The sequence below is a fragment of the Pseudooceanicola marinus genome (genome assembly GCF_020177265.1).
GTDB lineage: Bacteria > Pseudomonadota > Alphaproteobacteria > Rhodobacterales > Rhodobacteraceae > Pseudooceanicola > Pseudooceanicola marinus_A.
This window is the reverse complement of record NZ_JAIVMC010000001.1, coordinates 668,209-681,547: the sequence shown is the minus strand read 5'-3', so window position 1 is coordinate 681,547 and position 13,339 is coordinate 668,209. Positions and strand designations below refer to the sequence as shown.

Annotated in this window: 12 protein-coding genes; 4 read left to right on the top strand and 8 right to left on the bottom strand. The window is 66.0% G+C overall.

Going from position 1 to position 13,339, the window contains the following annotated elements:
- Window positions 1-7: 7 nt before the first annotated feature.
- Complete coding sequence (locus LC066_RS03115) at window positions 8-706, bottom strand: ZinT family metal-binding protein (protein ID WP_224896494.1); 699 nt, start codon at window positions 704-706, stop codon at window positions 8-10.
- A 319-nt stretch (window positions 707-1,025) separates the two neighbouring features.
- Between LC066_RS03115 and uvrA the strand changes: the two genes are divergently transcribed.
- Window positions 1,026-3,884, top strand: coding sequence for an excinuclease ABC subunit UvrA (gene uvrA / locus LC066_RS03110; protein WP_224896493.1), 2,859 nt, complete (start codon window positions 1,026-1,028; stop codon window positions 3,882-3,884).
- A 57-nt stretch (window positions 3,885-3,941) separates the two neighbouring features.
- Here the strand turns inward: uvrA and LC066_RS03105 are convergent, their stop codons facing one another.
- The 6 genes from LC066_RS03105 to LC066_RS03080 form a co-directional block, all read right to left on the bottom strand.
- Window positions 3,942-4,922 (bottom strand): phosphotransferase, encoded by a 981-nt coding sequence (locus LC066_RS03105; protein ID WP_224896492.1) that lies wholly within the window; start codon window positions 4,920-4,922, stop codon window positions 3,942-3,944.
- Window positions 4,923-4,989: 67 nt separating this feature from the next.
- Window positions 4,990-5,862 (bottom strand): 3-hydroxyisobutyrate dehydrogenase, encoded by an 873-nt coding sequence (gene mmsB / locus LC066_RS03100; protein ID WP_224896491.1) that lies wholly within the window; start codon window positions 5,860-5,862, stop codon window positions 4,990-4,992.
- A gap of 35 nt (window positions 5,863-5,897) precedes the next feature.
- On the bottom strand, window positions 5,898-6,932 hold the full coding sequence (locus tag LC066_RS03095) for an enoyl-CoA hydratase/isomerase family protein (RefSeq protein WP_224896490.1): 1,035 nt from the start codon (window positions 6,930-6,932) through the stop codon (window positions 5,898-5,900).
- Window positions 6,929-8,068: an acyl-CoA dehydrogenase family protein gene (locus LC066_RS03090; protein ID WP_224896489.1), complete on the bottom strand. Its 1,140-nt coding sequence runs from the start codon at window positions 8,066-8,068 to the stop codon at window positions 6,929-6,931. Before LC066_RS03090 ends, LC066_RS03095 begins: the two co-directional genes overlap by 4 nt.
- A 55-nt stretch (window positions 8,069-8,123) precedes the next feature.
- Window positions 8,124-8,546 (bottom strand): hypothetical protein, encoded by a 423-nt coding sequence (locus LC066_RS03085; RefSeq protein WP_222474622.1) that lies wholly within the window; start codon window positions 8,544-8,546, stop codon window positions 8,124-8,126.
- A 203-nt stretch (window positions 8,547-8,749) separates the two neighbouring features.
- On the bottom strand, window positions 8,750-10,249 hold the full coding sequence (locus LC066_RS03080) for a CoA-acylating methylmalonate-semialdehyde dehydrogenase (protein ID WP_224896488.1): 1,500 nt from the start codon (window positions 10,247-10,249) through the stop codon (window positions 8,750-8,752).
- A 109-nt stretch (window positions 10,250-10,358) separates the two neighbouring features.
- Here LC066_RS03080 and LC066_RS03075 point away from each other — a divergent pair, with 109 nt between their 5' ends.
- The 3 genes from LC066_RS03075 to coaD all read left to right on the top strand — a co-directional run bounded on the left by LC066_RS03075 (window position 10,359) and on the right by coaD (window position 12,385).
- Window positions 10,359-11,252: a LysR family transcriptional regulator gene (locus LC066_RS03075; RefSeq protein ID WP_224896487.1), complete on the top strand. Its 894-nt coding sequence runs from the start codon at window positions 10,359-10,361 to the stop codon at window positions 11,250-11,252.
- A 65-nt stretch (window positions 11,253-11,317) separates the two neighbouring features.
- Window positions 11,318-11,752 (top strand): CBS domain-containing protein, encoded by a 435-nt coding sequence (locus LC066_RS03070; protein WP_224896486.1) that lies wholly within the window; start codon window positions 11,318-11,320, stop codon window positions 11,750-11,752.
- Window positions 11,753-11,893: 141 nt separating this feature from the next.
- Window positions 11,894-12,385: a pantetheine-phosphate adenylyltransferase gene (gene coaD / locus LC066_RS03065; protein ID WP_222474618.1), complete on the top strand. Its 492-nt coding sequence runs from the start codon at window positions 11,894-11,896 to the stop codon at window positions 12,383-12,385.
- Here coaD and LC066_RS03060 read toward each other — a convergent pair.
- The gene (locus LC066_RS03060) at window positions 12,354-13,337 is read right to left on the bottom strand and encodes an alpha/beta fold hydrolase (protein WP_224896485.1); all 984 of its coding nucleotides are present in this window, start codon (window positions 13,335-13,337) and stop codon (window positions 12,354-12,356) included. The genes coaD and LC066_RS03060 overlap by 32 nt on opposite strands.
- Between the last annotated feature and the right edge of the window lie 2 nt (window positions 13,338-13,339).

Here is a 13,339-nt window from a genome sequence, read left to right as displayed (position 1 = left end):
CCTGCAATCAGTGGGCCAGCATCTCCTCGACGATCTCGTCGCCGCTCAGATCGGTGGGGTAGTAGGTCGGCCAGTTGGTGACCTCCTCCAGCAGGGCCGCCCGGTCGTCGCCCCAGTAGAGGTGATAGTGGCCCGCATCGGTGGGCGAGACCGCGTGGTCGCTGAACTGCACGTAGCCCGGCGCGGCGTCGTCGCCTTCGACCTTGCGGAAGATGTAGCGCACGCCGCGGTTGCCCTTGGCGTAGGTCAGAACCTCGTAGCCGTTGTTGACGTAGTCGGCGGTCAAGGCGCCCTCGGGGCCGTGGAAGGTGAAGCTGTTGCCCGCGATCTCGATCCGGTCCACGTCGGTGGCATAGCCGGTATCGTAGTAGGCGGTGTACTCTTCCGCTGACATCTCGCCATGGGCGGCCTTGTCTTCCATCACCGGCGCCAGGGTGCCGTCCTGCAGCAGCGGGTAGACCGACTGCCAGTCGCCATGCCAGTCGGACAGCGGGCGCGGCTGGATTTCCGCGTCGGTGAAATAGCCATCGTAGATCCGCTGTGCGTCTTCGTCGTGGGCATGGTCATGGTCGTGATCATGGGTCTCATCGTGGGCGTGCTCATGATCGTGGTCGTGGCTTTCGGCCCAGGCGGGCAGGGCGGTGATGGTCAGGGCGCCAAGGGCCAGCGCCGCCAGGGCGCGGGAGGTCTGGGGAAGGGACGACATGGGATCTCCTCTCGAATCGCGTAATGATATAACATGACGTGACTTAGAGGGAGAACGCGGGACGGGCAAGTCGATTGCACTCGCCGGCCTGGCGCGGGCGGCAGGGCGTCCGTCCCGTTTCACCGGCCCGCCGGAGGGGTGGGAAAGGAAATGGACCAAGGGCGGCGCCCGGAACTGCCTGAGATCGTCCCAAGAGGGAGACAGGACCCACCATTGTGAATGGCTGCAGATTAATGTTTCCTTAATGTTCTCATTTTCTCCTTGGACAGCCGTGCTGTCTCCCCTATCTCTAGCCGCAGTGGTTTTCCCGGGGGCGAATATGGCCGAGCAGAAGTTTATCGAGGTCCGCGGCGCGCGCGAACACAACCTCAAGGGCATCGACGTGGACATCCCCCGCGACCAGCTGGTGGTGATCACCGGCCTGTCAGGGTCGGGCAAGTCGTCTTTGGCCTTCGACACGATCTATGCCGAGGGCCAGCGGCGCTACGTCGAAAGCCTGTCGGCCTACGCGCGGCAGTTCCTCGACATGATGGAAAAGCCCGACGTGGATCACATCTCGGGCCTCAGCCCGGCGATCTCGATCGAGCAGAAGACCACGTCGAAGAACCCGCGCTCCACCGTTGGCACGGTGACCGAGATCTACGACTACCTGCGCCTGCTCTTCGCCCGTTCCGGTACCCCCTACAGTCCCGCAACCGGCCTGCCCATCGAGGCGCAGCAGGTGCAGGACATGGTAGACCGGGTCATGGGCATGGAGGAGGGCACGCGCGGCTACCTGCTGGCTCCGATGATCCGCGACCGGAAGGGCGAGTACCGCAAGGAATTCCTCGACCTCCGCAAGCAGGGCTTCCAGCGGGTGAAGGTGGATGGCGCGTTTTACGAGCTGGACGAGCCGCCGACGCTGGACAAGAAATTCCGCCATGACATCGACGTGGTGGTCGACCGGATCGTGGTGCGCGAGGGCATGGAAACCCGGCTGGCCGACAGTTTCCGCACCGCGCTGGACCTGGCCAACGGCATCGCCGTGCTGGAAACTGCACCGAAGGAGGGCGAGCCGGAACGCATCACCTTCTCCGAGAACTTCGCCTGCCCGGTCTCCGGCTTCTCGATCCCGGAAATCGAACCGCGCCTGTTTTCCTTCAATGCCCCCGACGGCGCCTGCCCCCATTGCGACGGCCTGGGGATGGAGCTGTTCTTCGACGAGCGGCTGGTGGTGCCCGATGCCCAGCTGAAAGTGGCCGATGGCGCCATTGCCCCCTGGCGGAAGGGCAAGTCGCCTTATTTCCTGCAGACCATCGACGCCATCGCCCGGCATTACGAGTTCGACAAGAACAGCCGCTGGAAGGACCTGCCGAAGAAGGTGCAGAACGTCTTCCTCTACGGCTCCGGCAAGGAGGAGATCGCGTTTCGCTATGACGAGGGCGGGCGTGTCTACAACATCACCCGCGCGTTTGAGGGCGTCATCCCCAACATGGAACGGCGCTATCGCGAGACCGACAGCAACTGGGTCCGCGAGGAATTTGAACGCTATCAGAACAACCGTCCCTGCGGCGTCTGCAACGGTTACCGGCTGAAACCCGAACCGCTGGCGGTGAAGATCGACGGCCATCACATCGGCAACGTGGTGGAGAAGTCCATCCGCGAGGCGCTGGATTGGGTCGGGGCCGCAGGGGACACCCTGTCGAAACAGAAGGCGGAAATTGCCCGGCCGATCATCAAGGAGATCCGCGAGCGGCTTGGCTTCCTCAACAACGTCGGGCTGGAATACCTGACCCTGGCGCGGGCCTCGGGCACGCTGTCGGGCGGCGAAAGCCAGCGGATCCGGCTGGCCAGCCAGATCGGCTCGGGTCTGACCGGGGTGCTCTACGTGCTGGACGAACCCTCCATCGGGTTGCATCAGCGTGACAACGGGCGGCTTCTGTCCACGCTGAAGGGGCTGCGCGATCAGGGCAACTCCGTGCTGGTGGTGGAACACGACGAGGAGGCGATCCGCGAGGCCGATTACGTCTTCGACATCGGGCCCGGCGCCGGTGTGCATGGCGGCCAGGTGATCGCCAAGGGCAAGCCCGAAGAGATCGCCGCCGATGCCGCCAGCCTGACCGGCCAGTATCTGTCGGGCACCCGTGAGATCGCCGTGCCCGCCGTCCGGCGAGATGGCAATGGCAAGTCCATCCAGGTGGTGAAGGCCAGCGGCAACAACCTGAAGGATGTGACCGTGGACTTCCCGCTGGGCAAGTTCATCTGCGTCTCGGGCGTGTCGGGGGGCGGCAAGTCGACCCTGACCATCGAGACCCTGTTCAAGACGGCATCCATGCGGCTGAACGGCGCCCGCCAGACGCCCGCCCCCTGCGAGAGCATCAAGGGGCTGGAACACCTCGACAAGGTGATCGACATCGACCAGCGTCCCATCGGACGCACGCCCCGGTCGAACCCGGCCACCTATACCGGCGCGTTCACCCCGATCCGCGACTGGTTCGCTGGTCTGCCGGAATCGAAAGCGCGCGGCTACAAGCCGGGGCGCTTCAGCTTCAACATCAAGGGCGGGCGGTGTGAGGCCTGCCAGGGCGACGGCGTCATCAAGATCGAGATGCACTTCCTGCCCGACGTTTATGTCGAATGCGAAACCTGCAAGGGCCAGCGCTACAATCGCGAAACGCTGGAGATCAAGTTCAAGGGCAAGTCCATTGCCGATGTCCTCGACATGACGGTCGAGGACGCGCAGGAGTTCTTCCAGGCGGTGCCCTCGATCCGGTCGAAGATGGACGCGCTGGTGCGGGTCGGGTTGGGCTATATCAAGGTGGGTCAGCAGGCCACGACCCTGTCGGGCGGCGAGGCACAGCGGGTGAAGCTGTCGAAGGAGCTGTCGCGCCAGTCTACCGGCCGGACCCTCTATATCCTCGACGAGCCGACCACGGGTCTGCATTTCGAGGATGTTCGCAAGCTGCTGGAAGTGCTGCACGAGCTGGTCGAGCAGGGCAACACCGTGGTGGTGATCGAACATAACCTCGACGTCATCAAGACCGCCGACCACATCGTCGACATCGGCCCCGAAGGCGGCGATGGCGGTGGCGAAGTGGTGGCGATCGGCACGCCTGAGGACGTGGCCGAGGTCGAGCGCAGCCACACCGGGCGCTATCTCAAGGACATGCTGAAAGGCGCGAAGGTCGCTGCCGAATAGGGCAGGGCACGCCGCAGGGAAACAGGGGCCGGGCGGAGGCGTCCGGCCCGTCGCGTTTCAGGCGGCGGCGAAGGCCAGCGACAGGCGGTTCTCCAGCCGCTTGTACTTGCCTTGCAGGAAGGGGCTTTCGGCGTGGCGTGCCGCGTCGATGTGCAGCCAGTCGATCAGCAATTGCGCGCGCAGCAAGAACGACAGCAGGTCCTCATTCACGGGCTGTCCATAGCCCTGCAACAGCGCGGCGCGCACCTGGCGCCGCACGCCGCCGGCATCGATCTCTGCCTCTGGCGCATCGGCGCGGATGTCGCCTTTGAGGAAATCCACCATGTCGTAAACCGCCAGCTTTCGCTTCTCCTCGAAGAGATCGAGGCCCAGCAGGCGTTTCTCCTCGACCAGCAGGTTGCCGGCATGGAAGTCCCCGTGGCACAGCACGCGGGGCGCCGGGCAGCCACGCAGCCCTTCGACCTGCCGCCGCAGTGCACGGATCAGGGGCTGGAAATCGGCGGCGGGCGCCTGCGGCCCCCGCGCCCGAAGCTCCTCCAGCCGGGCGAAGATCCACTTGGGCCAGAACCGGGCCTCCTCCGCGGGGCTTTGCCCATGCAGCACGGCCAACCAGCGGCCCGCCTGGCGGCAGAGCGGCAGCGGATCGGCGCCCTCGTCCATCTGTTCCAGAAGCGTGGGCACATCGTGGAACCGCGTCACCATGAAGGTTTCACCGGGGGACAGGTAGAGGGCCTCGATCACGCCCAGGTCCGGATGCGGGGCGAAGACCCGTGCCGCCTGCCGCAGGGCCCGGTATTCCTCGGCGATGCGCCCGGCCTGCTTCGGCACCTGATTCAACTTCAGCACGAAACTGCCGCCCCCGATCTCCATCCGCAGCACGCTGCGGTCGAGGTCAGGCGCCTTCGCCCCGTCGAGGCGCAGGAAATCCGGCCGCCCCGTGGCGCCCCCGGGCAGGGCCGCGCGCCCGGCGTCGGAGGCCAGGAACTCTGCCGCGCAGGCCTCGGCCAGGTCGCGGTCGAAATCCAGAAATCTCAGCATTGTCGGTCCCTTGCCCGATCCCTTGCCCCCCGGCAAAGCCTAGTGGGGGCAGGGGAGGGAGACAAGGTCAGGCGCCGTTGAGGCGTGAGAAGCGGGGCAGCATGGCGGAGAAGTCCTTGTCGCCGCCGCCTTCCTCCTCGACGAAACGGGAATAGAGCGCCTCTGCCGCGGCCCCCATGGGCGTCTCGGCGCCGCTGCTTTGCGCCGCCAGCTGCGACAGGCGCAGGTCCTTCAGCATCAGGGCGGCGGCGAAGCCGGGGGTGTAGTCGTTGTCGGCGGGCGACTTTGGCCCGACGCCCGGCGCCGGGCAATAGGCGTTCATCGACCAGCTGTAGCCCGAGGAGGTCGAAACGACGTCGAACATCGCCTGCCGGTCCAGCCCCAGCTGATCGGCCAGGGCGAAGGCCTCGCAGGTGGCGATCATGGTCACGCCGAGGATCATGTTGTTGCAGATCTTGGCCGCCTGGCCGTTGCCGGCACCGCCGCAATGCACGGCCTTCTGGCCCATGATCTCGAAGAGCGGCGAGACGAGCGTGAAGGCTTCCTCCGGCCCGCCCGCCATGAAGGTCAGCGTGCCCGCATCGGCGCCGCCCGTGCCGCCCGAGACCGGCGCGTCCATGGCCAACAGGCCGCGGTCGCTTGCGCTGGCTGCGACGGCGCGGGCGCTGTCCACGTCGACGGTGGAACAATCCAGGTGGCAGGCGCCCGCCTTCATCGCCGGCTGGATCTGTTCCGACACCTGGCGCAGGATCTCGCCATTGGGCAGCATGGTGATCACCACCTCGGCGCCCTGGGCCGCATCCGCGGCGGTATTGGCCAGCGGAACGCCCGGCACGCGGACTGGTGACATATCATAGCCCGTGACGTCGTGGCCTGCGGCGGCCAGGTTGCGGGCCATGTGCGACCCCATGTTGCCCAGACCGATGAACCCGATCTTCATGATGTTCTCCTCCCTCTTGTCCTTGTCTCGCGGGCTCAGGGCCCGTCGAAGCTCAGTTCCGCGTCCAGCGGGGCCAGCATCGTCGAAACCTCCTCCTCGGCGATGTCGAGGCCGTGGCTCCATTTCGGCTTGCGGTCGCGGTCGATGATCTGGGCGCGGACGCCCTCGATGAAATCGCCCTCGCTCATCGAGCGGTAGGTGAAGCGATATTCCAGCGACAGCGCGGCGCGGATGTCGGCCTCGTCATGCAGGCGGCGCAGCATCTCCAGCGTGGCGGCCATCGACAAGGGACAGCCCGCGCGAATGGCCTTCAGCGCCTTGTCGGCCAGTTCCTCCCCGTCCTCGGCGGCCAGCTCCTCCACGATCTCGGGCAGGTTGTCACCGGCGAAGAGCGCATCAAGGTAGGCCTGGTTCTCCGCCAGGCGGGAGGCGGGGGCGTAATGACCGGCCTCTTCCAGGGCCTCGACGCTGCCGCTGGCGCAGAGCTCCGCCTTGGCGGCCTCCCATTCCTCCTCCGCCAGGAAGAGATCGGCAAATCCCGCGTGGATCGCGTCGCCCGGGCCCATGCGGGCGCCGGTCAGGCCAAGGTAGGCGCCAAGCCGTCCGGGTGCGCGCGCCAGCAGGAGCGATCCGCCCACGTCCGGCACCAGGCCGATGCCGCATTCGGGCATCGCAATCCGCGCGCTTTCGCCGACGACCCGGGTGGCGACATGACAGCCGACGCCCACGCCGCCGCCCATGACGAAGCCATGCAGGAAGCTGACGATGGGCTTGGGATATTCTGCCAGAAGGGCGTTCATCCGGTATTCGTCGCGCCAGAAGCGGCGACCATAGTCGAAATCGCCGGCGCGTCCGGTCACGTACATCTCGCGGATGTCGCCACCGGCACAGAAGGCCTTCTCGCCCGCGGCGTCGATCAGCACCAAGGCGACCTCGGGGTCGTCCCGCCAGGCCAGCAGCGCCTTTTCGATCTCCAGCGCCATGTCATGCGACAGCGCGTTCAACGCCTTTTCCCGCGTCAGGGTGATGCGCCCGGCGCGTCCGTCGCGCCGGATGGAAAGATCGTTCATGTGGACAGAAGGCTCCTTGCCGTGATGAGGCGCATGATCTCGTTCGTGCCTTCGAGGATCTCGTGCACGCGCAGATCCCGCACCAGTTTCTCGATTCCGTAATCGGCAAGGTAACCGTAGCCGCCGTGAAGTTGCAGGCACTGATTGACGATCTTCGATCCGGCCTCGGTGACGAATTTCTTGGCCATCGCGCAATGCTTGGTCGCATCCGGCGCGCCCTGGTCCAGTTTCCAGGCGGCCTGGCGCAGGAAGACGCGGGCGGCCTGCAACTCGATCTCCAGGTCGGCCAGGCGGAACTGCAGGGCCTGGAACTCGGACAGGGATTTGCCGAAGGCCCGGCGTTCGCCCATGTAGGCGATGGTGGCGTCCAGCGCGGCCTGGGCGGCACCCAGGGAGCACGACGCGATGTTCAGGCGTCCGCCGTCGAGGCCCATCATCGCGTAGGCGAAGCCGCGACCCTCTTCGCCCAGCAGGTTGCTGGCGGGCACCTCGCAGCCGTCGAATTGCACCTGCCGGGTCGGCTGGCTCTTCCAGCCCATCTTGCGTTCCAGCCCGCCGAAGCTGAGGCCGGGGGTGCCGTCGGGCACGTAGAGGGTGGAGATGCCCTTGGGGCCATCGCCGCCGGTGCGGGCCATCACCATGTAGCCATCGGAATAGCCCCCGCCGGAGATGAAGGCCTTGGTGCCGGTCAGGGCATAGCCCCCCTCGGTCGCCGCGGCCCGGGTTTTCAGCGCGGCGGCGTCAGATCCGCTGCCGGGTTCGGTCAGGCAGTAGGACAGGACGCGCTGCATCGACAGGACGTCGGGCAGCAGTTCGGCCTTCAGGGCGTCACTGCCGAAGGCGTCCAGCATCTTGGCGCACATGTTGTGAATCGACAGGAAGGCCGCGACGGACGGGCAGGCCATCGACAGCGCCTCGAAGACCAGCGTGGCGTCCAGCCGGGTCAGCCCCGCGCCGCCGCTCTCCTCACTGACGTAAAGCCCGCCGAAGCCCAGCTCGCCCACCTCGGGCCAGAGGTCCTTCGGGATGTCCCCGGCCTCTTCCCAGGCCAGCGCATTGGGCGCGATGCGATCCTGGCCAAAACTGCGGGCCATGTCGAAAATGGCCTGTTGTTCCTCGCTGAGCGCGAAATCCATGGGTTCTCCTCCCCCTTAGTTCCAGCCCTGTCCGCGGTTGGCGCCGCGCCTCTCCTCAGGCGCGTTGCTGCTGGATCAGGGCCTCAATCGTTCTCTGTCTCAATCCCAGGATGTCCAGCGCCTGCTCTTCATCCGGGACGATCCTGTGGGTGATGCCGGGCACCTTGTCCCAGCTCTTCACCACATAGCCTGCCACCTTTCGGGCGATCGGGGTATCCGCGAGATGCACGAACAGCCGGTCATGTTCAGACGGCGCGAAGATCTCTGCCTTGCGGGCATGCATCCGCAGAAGGTCCAGCACGTCCAGTTTCATCCCCGTCACGTCGCGCATGTCGATCAGCTGGTTCAGGTCCGGCGTGGCCTCGGGATCGCGCGCGAACCGGGTGAGGGATCGCAGGCTGTCACCGGGGCGGACGATGCCGGCCAGACGGATATAGGCCAGTCCGAAGGACGTCAGGATCGTGTAGTCACAGGACATGCAGGCTACCTCAAGTACAAGTCAGCGTGCCCGAAGTCTGTATCATCGCGGCCGTGCCCGTCTACGATGCCGCATGGTCGCATGGCGTCGATTTCGGCCGACTTGCCAACCTTGGTGGCGATTTGTGCTGGTCCTCCTCCCTGTGTCCGGCCGGGTCCGGGCCGGCAAACCAAATGGGGCGGCCCGAAAGCCGCCCCCTTGGATCAGTCCATTGCCTTGAAGTTGAACTCGCCACCTTCCTTGATGCCCGAGAACCAGCGCGCCGTGACGGTCTTGGTCTTCGTGTAGAAGCGGAAGGCGTCGGGGCCGTACTGGTTCAGGTCGCCGAAGGCCGACTTCTTCCAGCCGCCGAAGGTGAAGTAGGACAGCGGAACCGGGATCGGGAAGTTGATGCCGACCATGCCCACGTTCACCCGGTTGGCGAAGTCGCGTGCGGTGTCGCCATCGGCAGTGAAGATCGAGGTGCCGTTGCCGTACTGGTTGTCCATCGTCAGCTTCAGCGCCTCCTCGTAGGTCTCGGCGCGCACCTGGCTCAGGACGGGGCCGAAGACCTCTTCCTTGTAGATGTCCATGTCGGCGGTGACGTTGTCGAACAGCGTCGGGCCCACGTAGAAGCCGTCTTCGTAGCCCTGAAGGGAGAAGCCGCGGCCGTCCTTCACCAGGGTCGCGCCCTGGTCCACGCCGGAGGAGATCAGCCCCTCGATCCTCTCCTTCGCGGCGGCGGTGATGACGGGGCCGTAGTCCACCTCATCCTCGGAGGTGTAGGGGCCAACCTTCAGTTTTTCGATCCGCGGGATCAGCTTCTCGATCAGGGTGTCGGCGGTCTTCTCGCCCACGGGCACGGCGACGGAGATCGCCATGCAACGTTCGCCGGCCGCGCCGAAGCCCGCACCGACCAGCGCGTCGGCGGCCTTGTCCATGTCCGCGTCGGGCATGATGATCATGTGGTTCTTGGCGCCGCCGAAGCACTGGGCGCGCTTGCCGTTGGTGGCGGCCCGGCCGTAGATGTACTGGGCGATCGGGGTCGACCCGACGAAGCCGACGGCCTGCACCGTCTCGTTGTCCAGGATCGCGTCGACCACTTCCTTGTCACCGTTGACGACCTGCAGCACGCCGTCGGGCAGGCCCGCTTCCTTGATCAGCTCCGCCAGGCGCAGCGAGGTGGAGGGGCAGCGTTCCGAGGGCTTCAGGATCATCGCGTTGCCGGCGGCCAGGGCGGGCGCCATCTTCCACAGCGGGATCATGGCGGGGAAGTTGAACGGCGTGATGCCAGCCACGACGCCAAGCGGCTGACGCATCGAATAGAGGTCGATGCCCGGCCCGCCGTCGTTCATGTATTCGCCCTTCAGCATGTGCGGCGCGCCCATGCAGACCTCGACCACTTCCAGGCCACGCTGCACGTCGCCCCGGCCATCGGGCAGGGTCTTGCCGTGCTCTTTCGAGACAAGCTCGGCCAGCTCGTCCATGTGCTCGTTGATCAGGGCGCCGAACTTCATCATCACCCGGGCGCGGCGCTGCGGGTTGGTGGCGCCCCATTTGACCTGCGCCTCGGCGGCGCGTTCCACGGCGTGGTTCAGCTCTTCCACGGTGGCCAGCGGCACCTTGGCGATCACTTCGCCGGTCGCGGGGTTCATGACGTTGGTGAAGCGGCCCGAGGTGCCCTTCACATGGGCGCCGTCGATGAAATGGGTCAGTTCCTGCATAGGATCCTCCTGAGAATTTGCGGCCAGGTTACCCTTGCGCAAATGCCGGTTGAAGAGGAAAATCGGCAAAGAGGTTTTGCAGAAATGCAGGTATGAAAGGTGGGTGGCGATGAACTGGGATGATCTGCGGGTGTTCCTGGCCGTGGCCCGCCGCGAAAGCCTGTCGGCGGCGGCGCGCGGGCTGCGCATCGACCCGGCAACGGTCAGTCGCCGCATCGCCCGGCTGGAGGAGGAAACCGGCGCCGCGCTCTTTGCGAAATCACCCCAGGGCTATGCGCTGACCGAGGCGGGCGCGCGCCTAATGGCCCATGCGGTGCAGGCCGAGGCCGCGCTGCTGGCCGGGCAGGCGGAGGTGGCCGGGCAGGGGGCGCAGGGCCTGTCGGGGCAGATCCGCATCGGCGCGCCCGACGGGGTGGCGAACTTCCTGCTGCCCGATGTCTGTGCGCGCATCCTCGACGATAACCCGGACCTGGAAATCCAGATCGTCGCCCTGCCACGGCTGTTCAACCTCTCCCGCCGCGAGGCCGACATGGCGGTAACCGTCAGCGCGCCGACCGCCGGGCGGCTGCTGGTGCAGAAGGTGTCGGATTATCACCTGACGCTGGCGGCGACACGCGGCTATCTCGACCGGCATCCGCCGATCCGCAGCCTGGATGATCTGCGCGGTCACCGCATGGTCGGCTACATCCCCGACATGATCTTCGACAAGGAGTTGGACTACCTCGAAGAGATCGGGGTGGACCGGGTGAAACTGGCCTCGAACTCCGTCTCGGTGCAGTACCACTGGGTCGCGGGCGGAGCGGGCCTGGGCGTGCTGCACGACTTCTCTCTTCCGCACCACCCGGACCTCTGCCGCATCCTGCCCGATCTGACCCGCCTGACACGCAGCTTCTACCTGGTGCGGCACCAGGACGATGCGCGCCTGGAACGGCTCAACCGCTTCGCCGCACTGCTGTCCGAGCGGCTGCGGGCCGAGATTAACCGCAAGGAAGGGCTCTCTTGACAGGTTGGGGCAACCGGGGGACGCTTGAGGGTGAGGAGACAGGTTCAACCCAGGGAGGAGACCCGATGCTGGTTCAGCAGATTCTCAAGGCCAAGGACACCGAAGGCGTTTTCACTGTGAAGCCGGAGGTGACGATCAGCGAAGTGACACAGATCCTGCGGGAGAAGCGGATCGGTGGCGTGGTGGTCAGCAGCGACGGAGAGGCCGCCGAGGGGATCCTGTCGGAGCGCGACATCGTGCGGGCGCTGGCCAGCCGGGGCGAAGGCCTGATGGAACTGACGGCGGCGGACCTGATGACCAAGCATCCCATTTGCTGCTCGCTGGAGATGAACTCGGACGAGGTGCTGACCAAGATGACCGAGGGCCGGTTCCGCCACATGCCCGTGGTGCAGGACGGCATGCTGGTCGGCATCGTCACCATCGGGGATGTCGTGAAGGCGCGGCTGTCGCAGCTGGCGGCCGAGAAGGATGCGCTGGAAGGCATGATCATGGGTCACTGACGGCCGGGCACCGTTGCCGATGTTTGCGCGTGCAGCATCGGCGCGGACCGGCGTTCGGGCCAGAAATCACTTGCTTCCCGCTTGCATTCCCGGACGCAATATTGTTGCGTGCGCTGCAAGTGCAAGCGGAGGAGCAGCCACATGCGTATCGGTCTTTACCCTGGGACGTTCGACCCCGTCACGCTGGGCCATATCGACATCATCCGGCGGGCGACGCTGCTGGTCGACCGGCTGGTAATTGGCGTGGCGATCAACCGCGACAAGGGGCCGCTGTTCTCGCTGGAGGAGCGGGTGGAGATGATCGAGGCCGAGATCGGCCCGCTGGCCCGCGAAAGCGGCACCGAGATCGTGGTACATCCCTTCGAGAACCTGCTGATCCACTGCGCCCATGACGTCGGCGCCTCGCTGATCATCCGCGGCCTGCGCGCCGTCACCGATTTCGAATACGAATACCAGATGGTCGGCATGAACCGGGCGCTGGACGCCTCGGTCGAGACGGTCTTCCTGATGGCCGACGCAGGCCATCAGGCGATCGCGTCCAAGCTGGTGAAGGAGATCTGCCGGCTGGAAGGGGACGTGTCGAAATTTGTCACCCCCAACGTCAACGATAGACTTCGGGCGAAGCTCTTCTGATCGTCAGGCTGCCGCGCATCTTGTCGGAGGCGTCGCGGATAAACTCCGCGCAGACCTTCGGCTGGGTCAGCGGCAGCATATGCCCCCCCGGCACCAGTTTCAGACCCATCTGCGGGTGACGCCCGACCAGTTTGGCACCGTGGATCTGCGGATCGAGGATGCGATCCTCGGTGCCGTAGAGCAGGCGCACGGGCACGGTCAGCCCGGCATACTTGCGCGACATTTCGTCCAGGCCATCGCCGGACTGCATGTAGTCGCGGCTGGTGTTGTAGAAATGGCTGGGGCGCAGGGTCAGCATGGCGCCCCCCTGGGTGGGGGCGTTCGGCGGCATCTCCTCGGGGCCGTAAACCTGGTCGATCACGGCGTCCGCCTGGCGCAGCGATGCCGGGGTAGCGACGGTCCAGGCGGTCAGCCAGCGCAGGAAGTCCGAGCGGATCCGCAGCCCGTCGAAGACCTCGGCGGGGGTGCCAGCGCGCAGAGTCAGCGGCGCCAGAAGAGCCAGACCGCGCAGGCGCTCGGCGTCCTGCACCGCCATCGCCAGGGCGATCGCGCCGCCCAGGGAATGCCCGACGACCAGCGGGTTGTGGATCTCCAGCTTGTCCATGATCTCGAACATCAGTTCGGCGTGGTCCGCCAGGGCGCAGGGGTGCGTCATCGGCCGGTCGGAATAGCCCATGCCGGGGCGGTCGATGGCGATGACCCGGTGGTCGCGCGCCAGGTCGTCGATCAGCCCGCAATCGAAATTGCCCATCTGGCCGCCGAGGCCGTGGATCAGAAGGATCTCGGGGCCGGCGCCGACGTCGAGGTAATGCAGGCGGCCGGTGGAAATACGGGTGAAGGCCCCGCGCGGCGGCACGGTCTGCTCGGCGCGACGCTTCCACAGGAGGGTGTTCAGGGCCAGGCCCAGACCGCAAAGGATAAGAAGGCTCAGAAGCCCCAGAAAAACGTACATTT